The following is a 15564-nucleotide window of genomic DNA, read 5'->3' as shown; positions in this document are numbered from 1 at the left end:
ACCGGCACGATCCACGCCATCTTCGTCGACCCGTTCAACCAGATGGCACAGGCGCCGGACCTGCTCGCCCAGACGATCTGGGAGGGCCTCGTCTCCGGCGTGCTCTATGCGCTGATCGCACTCGGCTTCGTCCTGATCTTCAAGGCCTCCGGCGTCTTCAACTTCGCCCAGGGCATCATGGTGGTGTTCGCGGCGCTGACCCTGGTCGGCCTCTATGAAAAGGGTGTTCCGGCCTTCCTCGCAGTCATCCTGACGCTCGGCGTGATGTTCGCCCTCGCCGTGACGATCGAGCGCGTGGTGCTGCGCCCGCTGGTCAACCAGCCCGACATCATCCTGTTCATGGCGACCTTCGGGATCACCTATTTCCTGATCGGCTTCGGCGAGGCCATCTTCGGCGGCAATCCCAAGCAGATGATCGCCGATCAGCTCTATCTGCCCAAGGGCGCGATCGACCTGAAGATCCTCGGCGGCATCGTCTCCCTGCAGAAGATCGACATCGCCGCCGCCATCATCGCCTCGCTGATGATCGCGGTGCTGGCGCTGTTCTTCCAGTACACCCGCATCGGAAGAGCCCTGCGGGCGGTGGCCGACAGCCACAAGGCGGCTCTCTCGGTCGGCATCTCGCTCAACCAGATCTGGGTGATCGTCTGGTTCACCGCCGGCATCGTCGCGCTGATCACCGGCATCATGTGGGGCGCACGCTCGGACGTCTCCTTCGCGCTCGAGATCGTGGCGCTGAAGGCGCTGCCGGTGCTGATCCTCGGCGGCTTCACCTCGATCCCCGGCGCCATCGTCGGCGGGCTGATCATCGGCATCGGCGAGAAGCTCGGCGAGTTCTACTGGGGGCCGCTGATCGGCGGCGGCATCGAGAGCTGGCTCGCCTATTTCATCGCGCTGGGTTTCCTGCTGTTCCGGCCGCAGGGCCTGTTCGGCGACAAGATCATCGAACGTATCTGAGAGGCTGACCCGTGTTCTACCGCGAAGCCGGCCAATACAAGTCCACTTACGCCGCCGACATGGCCGTGTTCCCGCTCCGGCAGGACCGGATCGGCATCGCCGTCATCCTGGCCATCGCCTTCATCGGCATCCCCTTGCTCGGCAACGACTTCTTCATCGCCTCGGTGATGATCCCGTTCCTGGTGCTCTCGCTGGCGGCGATCGGGCTCAACATCCTCACCGGCTATACCGGGCTGATCTCGCTCGGCACCGCCGCCTTCATGGGTGTCGGCGCCTATTCCTGCTACAAGCTGACCACGTTCTTCCCAGGCGTGAACATCATCGTCCTGATCCTGCTGTCCGGGCTGTTCTCGGCGGCAATCGGCGTGCTCTTCGGCCTGCCCTCGCTGCGGATCAAGGGCTTCTATCTCGCCGTCGCCACGCTCGCCGCGCAGTTCTTCCTGCAATGGGCCTTCGTGCGCGTGCCCTGGCTGTTCAACTACAACGCCTCCGGCGCGATCGAGGTGCCGCAGCGCACGCTGTTCGGCCTGCCGATCACCGGCGCAGCGGCGACACCCGAGACCCGCTATTTCGTCTGCCTCGGCCTCGTCGTGGGGCTGACCTGGTTCGCCTCGAACATCGTGCACGGCAAGCTCGGCCGCTCCTGGATGGCGGTGCGCGACATGGACATCGCCGCCGAACTGATGGGCATCAAGCTGCTCAACGCCAAGCTCACCGCCTTCGCCGTCTCCTCCTATTTCGCCGGGGTCGCCGGGGCGATGATGATCTTCCTCTGGTACGGCGGCGGCGAGGCCAACGACGTCTTCACCATCCGCCTCTCCTTCACCATCCTGTTCATGGTGATCATCGGCGGTCTCGGCTCGCTGATCGGCTCCTTCTTCGGTGCCGCCTTCCTGTCGGCCCTGCCGACGGCGCTGAAGTTCGGCCTGCCGGCGCTGGGCGTGCCGATCGGCGGCGCGGCGGCCGAGCACGTCACCTTCATGCTGGTCGGCGCACTGATCATCATCTTCCTGATCGTCGAGCCGCACGGCCTCGCCCGACTCTGGCAGATCGGAAAGCAGAAATTGCGGACGTGGCCCTTCCCCTACTGACCAGCGCGCTTTCCGTTCGGCTGGAGCCAGCCGAACGACAAGAATTCGCGCAAGATCAATGGGGAGAGAGACCCAAGGACAACGACCCGCCGCGGTCTTCAAGCGGCGGGCAAGCGAAGACGGGACGGCTCGGCCGGACCCGGCAACCACGGAGGAAGGCCTATGAAAACGAGCAGCATCATCAGGAGCGTCGCCGTCGGCGCGCTTCTCGCCGCCGGGGCGATCGCCGCCCCGGCCAATGCGCAGGAGACGATCTACTTCTCGAACAACGCCTATCGCACCGGCCCGTTCTCTGGCTCGGGCATCCCGATCGGCGACGGCATGCGCGACTACATCAGCATGATCAACGAGCGCGACGGCGGCGTGAACGGCGTCAAGGTCATCTATGAGGAGTGCGAGACCGGCTACGACACCAAGAAGTCGATCGAGTGCTACGAGCAGGTCAAGTCGAAGACCATCGTCTACAGCCCGTGGTCGACCGGCGCGACGCTGGCCGCGATCCCGCGCGCCCATGTCGACAAGCTGCCGATCCTGTCGATGGCCTACGGCCTCTCGGCCTCGGCTGACGGCACCAACTTCCCCTGGGTGTTCATCCCCCCGCTGACCTATTGGGACGGCGCCTCGGTGATGGTGAAGCACATGGCGGCCGAGCTCGGCGGCATGGACAAGCTCAAGGGCAAGAAGCTCGGCCTGATCCATCTCGATGCGCCCTTCGGCAAGGAGCCGATCCCGGTGCTCGAGAACCTCGCCAAGAAATACGGCTTCGAGCTGAAGCTCTATCCGGTGGCCGCCGCGGACATGCAGAACCAGGGCTCGCTCTGGCTCTCGATCCGCCGTGACCGGCCGGACTTCCTCTACAACCAGGGCTGGGGCGCGATGAACCCGACCGCGGTCAAGGAAGCCATCAAGAACAACTTCCCGATCAACAAGCTGGTCGGCGTCTGGTGGGCCGGCGGTGACGACGACGCCCGCGCCGGCGGCGCCGAGGCCAAGGGCTACCGCTCGCTGAACTTCAATGCGGCCGGCCAGAACTTCCCGGTGATCCAGGACATCCTCAAGCATGTCGTGGAGAAGGGGAAGAGCACGACGCCGAAGGAGAAGGTCGGCGAGAACCTCTACAATCGCGGCGTCTACAACTCGATGCTCGTGGTCGAGGCGATCCGCACCGCCCAGAAGCTGACCGGCAAGAAGGTGATCACCCCCGAGGACATGCGTCGCGGGCTCGAGAACCTGAACATCGACGAGGCCCGCCTCAAGGAGATCGGCATGGCCGGCTTCGCTTCACCGGTGAAGGTCAGCTGCACCGACCATTCCGGCCACCACAAGGCCTATGTCGCCGAATGGGACGGCACCAAGTGGACCCAGAAGGGCGACTGGATCGAGCCGATGAAGGACGAGGTCCGGCCGCTGATCGAGGCCAACGCCAAGGACTATGTCGAGAAGGCCGGCAATTGGCCCAAGCGCACCGAGCCTTGCGAAAAGTCGTCCTGATCTGACGAGCGCCAATCCTTCTCCCCTCCGGGGGAGAAGGTGTCTGCGAAGCAGACGGATGAGGGAAGTCCAGCACCCGCCCTCATCCGTCCGTCCCTCATCCGACCCGGCTGACGCCGGGCCACCTTCTCCCCCGAGGGGAGAAGGAAGGAGCGCGCAAGATGTCGACCGCCACCCTCGAGAAACCCGCAGCCGCCGCGGCGACAGACACGATCCTGTCGCTGAACAATATCGAGGTGATCTACGATCACGTCATCCTGGTGCTGAAGGGCGTCTCGCTGACCGTGCCGCGCAAGGGCATCGTCGCGATCCTCGGTGCCAACGGCGCCGGCAAGACCACGACGCTGAAGGCGATCTCGAACCTGCTCAAGGCCGAGCGCGGCGAGGTCACCAAGGGCTCGATCGTCTTCGACGGCGAGCGCGTCGACAAGATGTCGCCGAACGAACTGGTGCGCCGCGGGTGCATCCAGGTGATGGAAGGCCGGCACTGCTTCGGCCATCTCTCGATCGAGGAGAACCTCCTGACCGGCGCCTTCACCCGCCGCGACGGCAACGCCGCAATCAAGCGCGACCTCGAGAAGATCTATGAGCTCTTCCCCAGGTTGAAGCAGCGCCGCAACTCGCAGGCCGGCTACACCTCCGGCGGCGAGCAGCAGATGTGCGCCGTCGGCCGCGCCATGATGAGCAAGCCGAAGATGATCCTGCTCGACGAGCCGTCCATGGGACTGGCGCCGCAGATCGTCGAGGAAATCTTCGAGATCGTTCGCCAGCTCAACGACAAGGAGGACGTCTCCTTCCTCGTCGCCGAGCAGAACACCAACATGGCGCTGCGCTACGCCACCTATGGCTACATCATGGAAACCGGCCGCGTCGTCATGGACGGCGAGGCGAAGATGCTGCGCGAGAACGAGGACGTGAAGGAATTCTATCTCGGCGTCGCCGAGGGCAACAAGAAATCCTTCCGCGAGGTCAAGAGCTACAAGCGCCGCAAGCGCTGGCTGTCATAGTCCGGCCCGTTTCGGCAGGGCATGTCCAGCCCATGCTCTACCTCATCGTCGCTCTCGTCATCCTCGCGCTGATCCTCGGTCCGCAATTCTGGGTCCGCCACGTCATGGACAGGCACGCCGCCGACAGGCCCGATCTGCCCGGAACCGGGGGCGAGCTCGCGCGCCATCTGCTCGACCGCTACGGGCTCGACAAGGTGGCTGTCGAGACGACCGCCGATGGCGGCGACCACTACGATCCCGATGCCCGCATTGTGCGGCTCTCGCCCAGGAATCATGACGGCCGCTCGATCACAGCGGTCGCCGTCGCCGCACATGAGGTCGCGCACGCCATCCAGCATGCCCAGGGCAGCCAGCTCTTTGCGCTGCGCACCCGCCTCGCCCGCCTGCTCGGCACAGTCGACAAGATCGCCATGGTGGTGCTGGTCGCGGTGCCGATCGTGATGATCTTCACGCGGGTGCCGGCGATCGGCCTGTTCCAGTTCGGCGCCGTCATCGCTTTGCTCGGCCTCGGCGTCGTCGTGCACCTGTTGACGCTGCCGGTCGAATTCGACGCCAGTTTCGGCAAGGCGCTGCCGATCCTCGACTACGACAAGTACCTCCACCCCGACGACATGCCGGCGGCGCGTGGCGTGCTGCGGGCCGCAGCGATGACTTATGTCGCGGCATCGCTGATGGGACTGCTCGACTTCCTGCGCATCCTGCGCGTCATCCGATAGGCGACCTCAAGGGCAAGAGCGATGAGCGAGCACTACGACGATCTCGAGACCCGGCCGCCCGAGCGGCGCGAGGCCGACCTCTTTGCCCGGCTGCCGGCCGTGCTCGCCGCCGCGCTGGCGACGCCGGGCTATGCCGCGCATCTGAAGGGCGTCGATCCGACCGGCGTCACCGACCGCGCCGCGCTCGCCAAACTGCCGGTTCTGCGCAAGGCCGACCTGCCGGCGCTGCACAAGGACAGCCCGCCCTTCGGCGGCTTCGTCGGCGCGCCGCTCGGCTCCTTCGGCCGGCTCTTCACCTCGYCCGGTCCGATCTTCGAGCCTGAGGGCGCCGGCATCGACCCCTGGGGGACGGCACGCGGCCTTTACGCCGCCGGCTTCCGCAAGGGAGACGTCGTGCTCAACACCTTTGGCTATCATCTGACGCCGGGCGGCTTCGTCATGGATTCGGCCGCACGCGCCATCGGCTGCGCCGTCATCCCGGCCGGCCCGGGCAATATCGAGCAGCAGATGGAAGTGATCGGCGCCTATAATCCGAGTGCCTATCTCGGCACGCCGGACTTCCTGAAGCTGCTGATCGAGGCGGCCGACAGCCGCGGCGTCGACACCTCCTGCCTGAAGCGGGCGATCGTCTCGGGCGCGGCCTTCCCGCCCTCGCTGCAGGCCTGGGTCCGCGAGCACGGCATCGACGCCTACCAGCTCTATGCTACCGCCGATATCGGGCTGATCGCCTATGAGACCAGCGCCCGCGACGGGATGGTGCTCAACGAGAACCTGATCGTCGAGATCGTCCGCCCCGGCACCGGCGACCCCGTTACGGAGGGCGAGGTCGGCGAGATCGTCGTCACCAATCTCGACCCGCAGCACCCGCAAGTTCGCCTCGCCGTCGGCGACCTCACCGCGGTCCTGCCGGGAGCCAGCGCCAGCGGCCGCACCAACCAGCGGATCAAGGGCTGGCTCGGCCGCGCCGATCAGACGGCGAAGGTCAAGGGCATGTTCGTGCGACCCGAGCAGGTCGCCGAGATCGCTCGCCGGCATAGCGAAATCGCCAAGCTGCGCCTTGTCATCGGCCGGGCCAACGAGCTCGACACGATGACGCTCAAGGCCGAGATCTATGCCGAGCCGAAGGGCTTCGTCGACGCGGTCTCCTCGACCCTGCAGCAGGTGACCAAGCTGAAGGGCTCCGTCGAGGTGCTGCCGCTCGGGGCGCTCCCGAACGACGGCAAGGTCATCGCCGACGAGCGGCCGGTGGGATAACCCTCACCACGCGATCGGCTCCTCCCCTTTCGCCTTCAGCCAGTCATTCGCCTGGCTGAACGGCTTCGAGCCGAAGAAGCCGCGCCGTGCCGAGAGCGGCGAGGGATGGGCACTGGCGATGACGAGATGCCTGCTCTCGCCGATCAGGGCGCGCTTGGCCTGCGCCGGTAATCCCCAGAGCATGAACACGGCATGCGGCCGCCGCTGCGATACGGCCGCAAGGATTTCGTCCGTCACCGCGCGCCAGCCGAGCTTGAGATGCGAGCCGGCCTGCGTCGCGCCTTCGCGCACCGTCAGCGCGGTGTTCAGCAGCAGCACGCCCTGACTCGCCCAAGCCGAGAGATCACCGCCCGCGGGCGCGGCAAGGCCAAGATCCTCGGCCCGCTCCTTGTAGATATTGACCAGCGAACGCGGCAGAGGCGGTGGCCCGACATAGGAGAAGGCGAGCCCGTTGGCATGGCCGGGCGTCGGGTAAGGGTCCTGGCCGAGAATGACGACCCGCGCCTGATCGAGCGGCGTCAGCGCGAGTGCCGCCAGAAAGCGCTCCGGTCCCGGCGCCACGACCTGGCCGGTAGCGCGCTCGGCATCGACGGCGGCGCAGGCGCGCGCCACCGTCCCGTCGCGGAAGACGGAAAGGTCGCGCCAGGAGGCTGAAGCGGGCGAGGCCAGAAACACATCAAGCGCCGCGCGATAGGTCATCGTCGATGTCATCGTGATCGGGTCATCCATCGTCATTCGGGCGAACCGCGGAGCGGYGCAACCCGGGACTCCAGATCATCGCAGGCCATGATGACCCGGTCGAGCTGCGGCAGGATCAGCGGCAGAGCGGGCTGACGCTGTTGCTGATCATCCGAACGAGGCTGAGCGCGGCCATCTCCGACGATTTCGGATTGTCGGCGAGCGCCCTATTCTCGATGGTCACGCTGAGGCGGCCGAAGGCGCCGCGCGCGCTCAGGCGATGGCAGTTCGCAGTGATCCCGGGATCGGCGATCAGCTCGACGCGGGTCCGGTCCAGCCCGATGCCGGCGAGCGCCGAGATCACCGCGACATTGGCATTCTGGGGAAAGCGCCGAGCTGCCTCGCGGGCCGAGCCGGTGAAGAAACTCGCCGGCGCGGTCAACGCGTCGAGCGCGACGAGCGCCTCGGCCGGCGTGCCCCGCCAGGCCGCTGGCGGCTTGACGATGGCGTGGACGACCTCGTCGAGCGGCAGCGCAGAGGCGGCCGCGAGTGCATCGATGCCGGCGAGTGCGCCTGATGTGACGACGAGCTGGCTGCCGGCGGCTTCGGCGACCGAGATGAGGCGCTCGAGCAGCGCCGCGTCGGCGAGGGCACCGGCCGAGGTCACCGCGAACATCCCAGCTTGCCGCAGGGCGCTCTCACCCCAGAGCGCAACGGCCGGTTGCCCCGCCGCTTCCGCCACGATGTCGAGATCGAGCCCGGCCAGTTGCTCAGGGTCGGTTACAAGGCTCGTGCCGTGCGGAACATCCTGCGCGCGCTCGGGCGAGCGCACGCCAATGGCGACGAGTGAGACGGCCTCAGCGACCGCCGATCGCGACAGCAGCCGGACGACATGCCGGTTGATCGCGCCCCAGCCGACCAGCGCGATCCGGAGCGGCTTGCGCCGGCGGTCCATCATCGCCCTGCCGTCCGCAAGGCGAGGTCGAGCAGCGCGCCGCCATTCAGCCCGTCGAGCATGCTGAAGTGATGCCCGGCGCAGATCAGCGGCTCCGGCGCCTGCCAGGCCGTCGCCAGTCTTGCGGATTGTCGCTTGAACGCCTCGCTCTCGCCCTCGCCGACTGCAAAGGCAAGCCGAGTACCGGCAGGACGCGGCCGGCCAAGTGGGCTGAGCCGCGCGGCGCGCCCGACATCATCGAGGCCGAGCAGGCGCCCGATCGGCAGATGGCCGAGCGGTTTCAGATCATAGAGGCCAGACAGCAGCAGCGCCGAGGCCAGGGGCGGAGCCCCGGGATCGCACAATGCCATCGCGGCGAGATGGCCGCCGGCAGAGTGGCCGCTGATGTGCAGTTGTGCCGGATCGAGATCGAGCGCCTCGGCCTCGCGGACGAGGAAATTCAGCGCCGCGACAGTCTGGGCGATGCTCGCTTCCAACGGCGTATCCGGCGCCAGCCCGTAATTCGGCTGGGCGACCGCGAAACCGGCGTCGAGCAGCCCTTGCGAGAACTGCGCGTGCTGGGCCTTGTCCGACGCCTGCCAGTAGCCGCCATGGATGAAGACGAAGATCGGCGCGCGCTGGACACCGGCCGGGCGATAGAGATCGAGCGTCTCGAAGCGGCCGGGGCCATAGGCAAGGTTGAGCCCGCCATGGCCGGCGCGGAAGACGGCGCCGTCCCTGCTCCATTGCCGGAACAGCGCGGTCATGTCGGCCTGAAGGCGCGGGCTGTACTGCCGGCCGAGCTCGCGCAGCGGATAGCCGTCGACCTCGATGTCGGGCAGCGGCTGCGGCATGGCGTGGCGGGCGCGGATCGTCAGGCCGAGCTCGGTTCCGAGTCGCAGACGGATCGGCGGGCGGAAGCCGGCGAAGACCTCGCGATAGGCCAGCTCGACCGTGTGGCGCGAGAGGTGGAAGGCGGCGGGGTCGGCGCTCTCCCAATCCATTCCGGTCAAGTGATGCGGGCCGCAGCCGGCTGCGACCAAGCCGGCGAGGATTTCGCTCAGCGTGTCGCGCAGGGCTTCTACAGGATCAGCCGCGATGCTGCGCGCGACGATCTCGTTATCAGACACCGACATAGCGATGCACCAGTTCCGCATTGGCCGCGAGGTCGCTGCTGGAGCCCGACCAGACCGTGCGTCCCTTTTCGATGATGTAGTGGCGGTCGGCGAGGCGTTTCAGCACCGCGATGTTCTTGTCGATCAGCAAGATCGACTGGCCCTGCGCCTTCAGCGCCTCCAGACAGCGCCAGATTTCGGCCCGGATCACCGGCGCCAGCCCTTCCGTCGCCTCGTCGAGGATGAGGAGCTTGGGATTGGTCATCAGCGCCCGGCCGACCGCCAGCATCTGCTGCTCGCCGCCCGAGAGCGTGCGGGCGGACTGGCTGGCACGTTCCTGAAGGCGCGGGAACAGGGCGTAAACCCGTTCCAGCTTCCAGGGCGAAGAGCGTCCGAGCCGGTTGGCGGCGGTGGCGACCAGGTTTTCGCGCACGGTGAGCGTCGGGAAGACCTGCCGGCCCTCCGGCACGAGGCCGATGCCGCAGCGGGCGATCGCTTCCGGCGTATTGCCCTTGAGCGGACGGCCGTCGAAGCTGATCTCGCCGCCCTTGGGCGACAGCAGCCCCATCAGCGAGCGCACCGTCGTGGTCTTGCCCATGCCGTTGCGGCCGAGCAGGGTCACGACCTCGCCTTCGCCGATGTCGAGGCCGACATCGAACAGCACCTGGCTGGCGCCATAGGCCGATTGCAGGTTGCGCACGCTCAGCATCAGGCGTCCCCCTCGCCGAGATAGGCGGTGCGCACGTCCGCGTTGTCGCGGATTTCCTGGGCCGTGCCGGTCGCGATGATCCGGCCATAGACCAGCACCGAGATCCGGTCGGCGAGCGCGAAGACGGCATCCATGTCGTGCTCGACCAGCAGCATGGTGACGCGGCCCTTCAGGCCCGACAGCATCGTGACCATCTGCTCGCTCTCGGCATGCCCGAGGCCCGCCATCGGCTCGTCGAGCAGCAGCAGGCGCGGCTCGCAGGCGAGCGCGATGGCGAATTCGAGCTGCTTCTGCTCGCCATGGGAGAGATCGGCGACCCTGACCTCGGCCCGGTGGGCGAGGCCGGCGGCCGTCAGATGCTCGCGGGCACGCTGGCGCAGACTCCGGTCGCGGCGGGCGTTTGCGAAGAAGCGGAAGCTGTGCCCCTGCCGCGCCTGCACCGCCAGCGCGACATTGTCGAGCATGCTGAAATCGGGCAGCAGCTGGTTGATCTGGAAGGTGCGGGCAAGGCCGCGGCTGACGCGCTGCGGCGTCGCGAGCGCATCGATCGGCTCGCCCTCCAGCCTGATCTCGCCTTCGTCGTGGCTGAGCTCGCCGAACAGCTGGGTCAATAGCGTGGTCTTGCCGGCGCCGTTGGGGCCGATCAGCGCATGGATCTCGCCCTCGACGACATCGAGATCGACGCTATCCGTGGCGATCAGGCCACCGAAGCGCTTGCGCAGCCCGCGGACGCTGAGGAGCAGCTGGGTCATCGCTCGCTCCTGCCAATGCCGAGCCGGCTGAACAGCCCGTTGAGCCCGCCTTGCGTGAAGAGGACGACGAGCAGCAGGATCGGCCCGAGGACGAGCTGCCAGTGCTCGGTCCAGGAGGTCAGCACCGTCTCCAGGATGACGAGGGCGGCGGCGCCGAAGAGCGGGCCGAGTAGAGTGCCGACGCCGCCGAGGATGACCATGATCATCAGCTCGCCCGATTTGGTCCAGTGCAGCATGTCCGGGCTTACGAAGCGCAGATAGTTCGCCATCAGCGCGCCGGCGAGGCCGGTGCCCATGCCGGAGATGACGAAGGCGGCGAGCTTGTAGCGATAGGGCGCGATGCCGATCGCCGCCATGCGCCGCTCGTTCTGGCGGATGCCGGCGAGCACCATGCCGAAGCGCGAGCCGACGATGCGCCAGAGCGCGAGGAGCACCAGCGCCGCGACGGCAAGACAGATGAAATAGAAGGTGATGTCGTCGCGGGTGTTGAGGCCGAAGAGCTCGTTGCGGCGGCGGATCGTCATGCCGTCATCGCCGCCATAAGCCTTGAGCGAGACGAACAAGAAGAACAGCATCTGCGCGAAGGCGAGCGTGATCATGATGAACTGCACGCCGCTGGTGCGCAGGCACAGCGCGCCAATCAGCAAGGCGAGCAGACCTCCCACGAGGATCGCGGCCGGCAGCGTGATCAGCAGCTGGCTCGTGCCCGGGATCATGCCGAGAAAGAGGCTGTCGTCGACATAATTGCGGTAGAGGATGCCGACGACATAGCCGCCGACGCCGAAGAAGGCGGCGTGCCCGAAGGAAACCATCCCTCCGAAACCGAGCGCGAGGTTCAGGCTGGCGGCGGCGATCGCATAGATCAGCACGCGGGTCGCCAGCGGCACCAGGGCCGGTTGGCCGAGCGCCTGGACGAGGAAGGGCAGCGCGACGAGCCCGAGGGCCAATGCGAGCAGCATCAGTGCACGGCCGGTGCTCGGCGCGGGGGAGCCGGTGTGGGTGATGGCGTCCTCAGACATTGGCGGGGAAGAGTCCCTTGGGCCGCACCAGCAGCACCACGGCCATCAGCATGTAGATGCCCATCGAGGCCAGGCCGGCGCCGAGCGCATCGGCTTCCGAGCCGGTCATGACCTGCCGCAGCAGGCCGGGCAGGAAGGCGCGCAGGGAGGTATCGACGAGCCCGACGATCAGCGCACCGAAGAAGGCGCCGCGGATCGAGCCGACGCCGCCGATCACCACCACGACGAAGGTCATGATCAGGATCTGCTCGCCCATGCCGACCTGCACGGCGAGGATCGGCCCGGCCATCAGCCCGGCGAGGCCGGCGAGCAAGGCGCCGAGCCCGAAGACGGCGGTATAGAGCAGGCGGATATCGACGCCGAGCGCCCGGACCATCTCGCGATGCGTCGCGCCGGCCCGGACCAGCATGCCGATGCGGGTGCGGTTGATCAGTAGATAGAGCCCGAGCGCGACGAGAAGGCCCACGGCGATGATGATCAGCCGATAGATCGGATAGGTAAGGCCGGGCAGCAGCTCGACCGAGCCGTTGAGCGCCGGTGGCACCGAGACGAAGAGTGGCTGGCGCCCGAACAGGAGTGTAACGCTCTGGTTGAAGATCAGGATCAGCGCGAAAGTCGCCAGCACCTGGTCGAGATGGTCACGCGCATAGAGCCGGCGCAGCACGAAGAGCTCCATCGCCATGCCGACCAAGGCAGCGGCCGCAAGGCCGGCCAGGATGGCGATGATGACCGAGCCGGTCTGCGCGGCGGCGAAGGCGGCGGCATAGGCGCCGACCATGTAGAGTGAGCCATGGGCGAGGTTGATCACACCCATGATGCCGAAGATCAGCGTCAGCCCGGCGGCGAGCAGGAACAGCATCACGCCGAACTGCAGGCCGTTGAGCAATTGTTCGAGAACGAGCGTCATTGCGGGTCACGTCCGGCTGGCGACGGGATGGGCAGGCAGCGGCCCATCCCGTCGATGCGGGAGCTTATCGGCGGTTCAGAGCTTGCAGTCCTTGGCATAGGCGTCGCTGTGATTGCTCAGAACCTTGCCCGAGGTCTTCAGCACCGGCGTGCCGTCCGCGCCCTTCTCGACCTTGAGCGCGTACCAGTCCTGGACCGGGTGCTGGTTGGGGCCGAACTTGAAGGCGCCGCGTACCGACTGGAAATCGGCCTTGGCGAGCGCCTTGCGCAGCGCAGGCACGTCGGTTTTGCCGCCGGTCGCCTTCAACGCCGAGGCGATGGCGAGCGCGGTATCGTAGCCCTGGCTGGCGTAATAGGTCGGCACGCGGTTGTAGGCCTTTGTGAAGGCCTCGACGAAGGCCTTGTTCGAGGCGTTGTCGAAGTCGGTGTTCCAGTGCGCGGTGACGCTGAGGCCGAGCGCGGCCTCGCCGACGGCTTTCAGCGTGGTCGCGTCGAGCGAGGGCTCGGCCAGCACCATCGGAGTTTTGCCGAGGAGGCCGGCCTGCTGGTACTGGCGCAGGAAAGCGATGCCGAGCCCGCCCGGGTGGAACTGGAAGACCACGTCGGGGTTGGCCGAGCGGATCTGCGCCATCTCCGGCGCGAAGTCGGTCTGGTCGAGGCGCGTATAGACCTCGCCGACGACCTCGCCCTTGAACAGGCGCTTGAAGCCGGCGAGCGCATCCTTGCCGGCCTGGTAGTTCGGCGCGAGGATGAAGGCCTTCTTGTAGCCGAGATTGGTGGCGTGCTGGCCGGCGCTCTCGTGCAGGCTGTCGTTCTGCCAGGAGACGACGAAATAGTTCTCGTTGCACTCCTTGCCGGCGAAGTTCGACGGCGCCGCATTGGGGCTGACATAAAGCGCCCCGGCATCGACGATATCGGGCACGGTCGCACCGGCGACGTTCGAGAAGACGATGCCGGTCATGATCTTGATGCCATCGGTCTTCAGCATCTTCTCGGCGATCTGCTTGCCCTGGCCGGGCTTCAGCGCGTCGTCCTCGACCACGAGCTCGACCGGCGCGCCGCCGAGCTTGCCACCATTCATATCGATGGCGAGCTTGAACGCGTCGCGGATGTCCTGGCCGAGATAGCCGCCCGGCCCCGACAGCGTCGTGACCATGCCGATCTTGACCGGCGCTTGCTGGGCCAGCGCCGGCATGGCGACGGCGGCTGCCAGCATCATTCCCAGGCATACTGATTTACGGTGCTGCATGGTTCCCCTCCTCCGATCATTTGCGTCGGATTGTCAGAAATTATTTTAAGCTTAAAGCAATTTCCAATCGGCGCGCAAGAGCCGCGAAGGCGCCGGCGAACCGGCGCCTTTGTCGTCGCTCAGAGCGCGACCCAACCGGCCGGCGGCTTCCTGCCGGGATGGACGGCGCCGCACTGCTTGCAGGTGCGGGCCTTCTCGTCGGCGAAAAAGGCTTCGTAGAGCGGCGGCAGGTCCTTCACGAGATCCCCGACCTTGAGCTCGATGCGATGCACCAGGCCGTTGCATTCAAAGCAGTACCACTCGAAGCCGTCGACCTGATCGGCATGGCGCGCCGGCTCGACCACGAGCCCGATCGAGCCCTCCTGCGGGCGCTGCGGCGAATGGCGCACATGCGGCGGCAGCAGAAAGACGTCGCCCTCGCGGATCGTGACGTCGTAATGCTTACCGTCGTCGACCAGCTTCAGCATCATGTCGCCCTTGAGCTGGTAGAAGAACTCTTCCACCGGGTCGTCATGGTAGTCGGCGCGCTGGTTCGGCCCGCCGACCACCATCACAGTCATCTGGCCGTCGTCGAACACCTTCTTGTTGCCGACCGGCGGCTTCAGCAGGTGCTCGTTCTCCGCGATCCACGTCTTGAAGTTGAAAGCCTTCAGCCGTCCTTCGGTCGCCATATCCGTCTCTCCCGTCGTTCAAAGCCCTAAGTCTCAGCCAGCCTTGGCCAGCGGTGCTCCGGCAAGCGTCAGGCCGCAAGTCTCGAAGGCGGCACGCGTCGCGGCCTTCTCGGCTTCGGTCAGCTCCAGCATTGGCGCACGCACGCGCCCGCCGACCTGGCCGAGCAGGTCCTGCCAGTATTTCTGATACGCATGCGGCTTCTCGGCCGGCCGCGTCGTGCGCAGCGCCTCGCGCACCGGGTTCAGGCTGTCGCTGATGGCATGGGCCTTCTCGACCTCGCCGGCAAAGGCGAGATCGGTGTAGTCGCGCATGCGCCGATCGGCCGCCGTCTGGATCAGATAGGGCGGCGAGGAGCAGAGATAGACCTGCCAGCCGAGCTCGACGATGTTGTCGAGCCATTCCTCTTCGGAAGCGGTGCTGACCAGGATGCGGTCGCCGGCGAGCCGGGTCAGCTCGGCATACATGGCGCGCGGCACGCTGTACTTGATCGCGACGACGTTCTCGATGTCGGCGAGGCGATTGCAGAGCTGCGGGCTCATCAGATAGCCGGAGTCCGGATGGCTCCAGAGCGCGATGCCGATGTCGACCTGTTCGGCGATGGTCCGATAGTACTGATAGAGCGTCTCGTCCTGCGCCTTGAAGAAGTGCAGCAGCGGCGCATGCACGACGATGTAGTCGGCGCCGACCTTCTGGGCGTGCTTCGCCAGATCGATGACGACATCCATGTTCTGGTCGGAGCAGGACATGATCGTCTGGCCGCGACCGGCCGTGGCCTCGACCGCGAGCTCGAAGCTGCGCTTGCGCTCCTCGACCGACATCGAGAAGAACTCGCCCTGCTTGCCGGCGATGAACAGGCCGTCGATGCCGAGATCGTCAGTCCAGTGCCGGATATTCTCGCGGAAACCATCCTCGTCTATGGCGAGCGAATGGGTGAAGGGCGTGAGCGCGGCCGCCCAGATGCCCTTCATATTGGCGCGGGTATAAGCCTTCGCGTCCTTCCTGGCGTATTTCATG

General features: G+C 66.6%; 16 protein-coding genes. 6 read left to right on the top strand and 10 right to left on the bottom strand.

The window, feature by feature from the left end:
- Positions 1-42 precede the first annotated feature (42 nt).
- The 6 genes from AC1DS0_RS25945 to AC1DS0_RS25920 all read left to right on the top strand — a co-directional run bounded on the left by AC1DS0_RS25945 (position 43) and on the right by AC1DS0_RS25920 (position 6516).
- Entirely contained in the window at positions 43-957 is a 915-nt protein-coding gene (locus AC1DS0_RS25945; RefSeq protein ID WP_476817230.1) for a branched-chain amino acid ABC transporter permease, read from the top strand.
- 11 nt (positions 958-968) lie between these two features.
- Positions 969-2048: a branched-chain amino acid ABC transporter permease gene (locus tag AC1DS0_RS25940; protein ID WP_476817106.1), complete on the top strand. Its 1080-nt coding sequence runs from the start codon at positions 969-971 to the stop codon at positions 2046-2048.
- Positions 2049-2210: 162 nt separating this feature from the next.
- Positions 2211-3539 carry an ABC transporter substrate-binding protein gene (locus AC1DS0_RS25935; protein WP_476817105.1) on the top strand — a complete coding sequence of 443 codons (1329 nt, stop codon included), beginning with the start codon at positions 2211-2213 and terminating at the stop codon, positions 3537-3539.
- A 161-nt stretch (positions 3540-3700) separates the two neighbouring features.
- Complete coding sequence (locus tag AC1DS0_RS25930) at positions 3701-4546, top strand: ABC transporter ATP-binding protein (RefSeq protein ID WP_476817104.1); 846 nt, start codon at positions 3701-3703, stop codon at positions 4544-4546.
- Between the two features lie 32 nt (positions 4547-4578).
- Positions 4579-5262, top strand: coding sequence for a zinc metallopeptidase (locus tag AC1DS0_RS25925; protein ID WP_476817103.1), 684 nt, complete (start codon positions 4579-4581; stop codon positions 5260-5262).
- 21 nt (positions 5263-5283) lie between these two features.
- Positions 5284-6516 carry a phenylacetate--CoA ligase family protein gene (locus AC1DS0_RS25920; RefSeq protein ID WP_476817102.1) on the top strand — a complete coding sequence of 411 codons (1233 nt, stop codon included), beginning with the start codon at positions 5284-5286 and terminating at the stop codon, positions 6514-6516.
- 3 nt (positions 6517-6519) lie between these two features.
- Here AC1DS0_RS25920 and ung read toward each other — a convergent pair whose 3' ends face one another.
- The 10 genes from ung to AC1DS0_RS25870 form a co-directional block, all read right to left on the bottom strand.
- Positions 6520-7227 carry a uracil-DNA glycosylase gene (gene ung / locus AC1DS0_RS25915; RefSeq protein ID WP_476817101.1) on the bottom strand — a complete coding sequence of 236 codons (708 nt, stop codon included), beginning with the start codon at positions 7225-7227 and terminating at the stop codon, positions 6520-6522.
- 103 nt (positions 7228-7330) lie between these two features.
- The gene (locus tag AC1DS0_RS25910) at positions 7331-8152 is read right to left on the bottom strand and encodes an aspartate dehydrogenase (RefSeq protein ID WP_476817100.1); all 822 of its coding nucleotides are present in this window, start codon (positions 8150-8152) and stop codon (positions 7331-7333) included.
- Complete coding sequence (locus AC1DS0_RS25905) at positions 8149-9264, bottom strand: alpha/beta hydrolase fold domain-containing protein (RefSeq protein ID WP_476817099.1); 1116 nt, start codon at positions 9262-9264, stop codon at positions 8149-8151. The genes AC1DS0_RS25910 and AC1DS0_RS25905 overlap by 4 nt, the downstream gene beginning before the upstream one ends.
- Positions 9251-9952, bottom strand: coding sequence for an ABC transporter ATP-binding protein (locus AC1DS0_RS25900; protein WP_476817098.1), 702 nt, complete (start codon positions 9950-9952; stop codon positions 9251-9253). The genes AC1DS0_RS25905 and AC1DS0_RS25900 overlap by 14 nt, the downstream gene beginning before the upstream one ends.
- On the bottom strand, positions 9952-10704 hold the full coding sequence (locus AC1DS0_RS25895; RefSeq protein WP_476817097.1) for an ABC transporter ATP-binding protein: 753 nt from the start codon (positions 10702-10704) through the stop codon (positions 9952-9954). Before AC1DS0_RS25895 ends, AC1DS0_RS25900 begins: the two co-directional genes overlap by 1 nt.
- The gene (locus tag AC1DS0_RS25890) at positions 10701-11663 is read right to left on the bottom strand and encodes a branched-chain amino acid ABC transporter permease (protein WP_476817229.1); all 963 of its coding nucleotides are present in this window, start codon (positions 11661-11663) and stop codon (positions 10701-10703) included. The genes AC1DS0_RS25895 and AC1DS0_RS25890 overlap by 4 nt, the downstream gene beginning before the upstream one ends.
- A 52-nt stretch (positions 11664-11715) precedes the next feature.
- Entirely contained in the window at positions 11716-12630 is a 915-nt protein-coding gene (locus AC1DS0_RS25885) for a branched-chain amino acid ABC transporter permease (protein WP_476817096.1), read from the bottom strand.
- Between the two features lie 75 nt (positions 12631-12705).
- On the bottom strand, positions 12706-13878 hold the full coding sequence (locus AC1DS0_RS25880) for an ABC transporter substrate-binding protein (protein WP_476817095.1): 1173 nt from the start codon (positions 13876-13878) through the stop codon (positions 12706-12708).
- A gap of 119 nt (positions 13879-13997) precedes the next feature.
- The gene (locus AC1DS0_RS25875) at positions 13998-14549 is read right to left on the bottom strand and encodes a 3-hydroxyanthranilate 3,4-dioxygenase (RefSeq protein WP_476817094.1); all 552 of its coding nucleotides are present in this window, start codon (positions 14547-14549) and stop codon (positions 13998-14000) included.
- A 33-nt stretch (positions 14550-14582) separates the two neighbouring features.
- Entirely contained in the window at positions 14583-15563 is a 981-nt protein-coding gene (locus AC1DS0_RS25870) for a dihydrodipicolinate synthase family protein (RefSeq protein ID WP_476817093.1), read from the bottom strand.
- Position 15564 lies beyond the last annotated feature (1 nt).

This window comes from Allobosea sp. P4_H5 (assembly GCF_056400825.1).
This window is presented reverse-complemented; position numbering and strand designations above follow the sequence as displayed.

Bases quoted from the DNA above. Each gene is read 5' to 3' on its own strand.
- AC1DS0_RS25945 (WP_476817230.1), top strand. From the start codon at position 43: ATGGCACAGGCGCCGGACCTGCTCGCCCAGACGATCTGGGAGGGCCTC.
- AC1DS0_RS25935 (WP_476817105.1), top strand. From the start codon at position 2,211: ATGAAAACGAGCAGCATCATCAGGAGCGTCGCCGTCGGCGCGCTTCTC.
- AC1DS0_RS25930 (WP_476817104.1), top strand. From the start codon at position 3,701: ATGTCGACCGCCACCCTCGAGAAACCCGCAGCCGCCGCGGCGACAGAC.
- AC1DS0_RS25925 (WP_476817103.1), top strand. From the start codon at position 4,579: ATGCTCTACCTCATCGTCGCTCTCGTCATCCTCGCGCTGATCCTCGGT.
- ung (WP_476817101.1), bottom strand. From the start codon at position 7,227: ATGACATCGACGATGACCTATCGCGCGGCGCTTGATGTGTTTCTGGCC.
- AC1DS0_RS25910 (WP_476817100.1), bottom strand. From the start codon at position 8,152: ATGATGGACCGCCGGCGCAAGCCGCTCCGGATCGCGCTGGTCGGCTGG.
- AC1DS0_RS25905 (WP_476817099.1), bottom strand. From the start codon at position 9,264: ATGTCGGTGTCTGATAACGAGATCGTCGCGCGCAGCATCGCGGCTGAT.
- AC1DS0_RS25900 (WP_476817098.1), bottom strand. From the start codon at position 9,952: ATGCTGAGCGTGCGCAACCTGCAATCGGCCTATGGCGCCAGCCAGGTG.
- AC1DS0_RS25895 (WP_476817097.1), bottom strand. From the start codon at position 10,704: ATGACCCAGCTGCTCCTCAGCGTCCGCGGGCTGCGCAAGCGCTTCGGT.
- AC1DS0_RS25890 (WP_476817229.1), bottom strand. From the start codon at position 11,663: ATGCTGCTCGCATTGGCCCTCGGGCTCGTCGCGCTGCCCTTCCTCGTC.
- AC1DS0_RS25885 (WP_476817096.1), bottom strand. From the start codon at position 12,630: ATGACGCTCGTTCTCGAACAATTGCTCAACGGCCTGCAGTTCGGCGTG.
- AC1DS0_RS25880 (WP_476817095.1), bottom strand. From the start codon at position 13,878: ATGCAGCACCGTAAATCAGTATGCCTGGGAATGATGCTGGCAGCCGCC.
- AC1DS0_RS25875 (WP_476817094.1), bottom strand. From the start codon at position 14,549: ATGGCGACCGAAGGACGGCTGAAGGCTTTCAACTTCAAGACGTGGATC.
- AC1DS0_RS25870 (WP_476817093.1), bottom strand. From the start codon at position 15,563: ATGAAATACGCCAGGAAGGACGCGAAGGCTTATACCCGCGCCAATATG.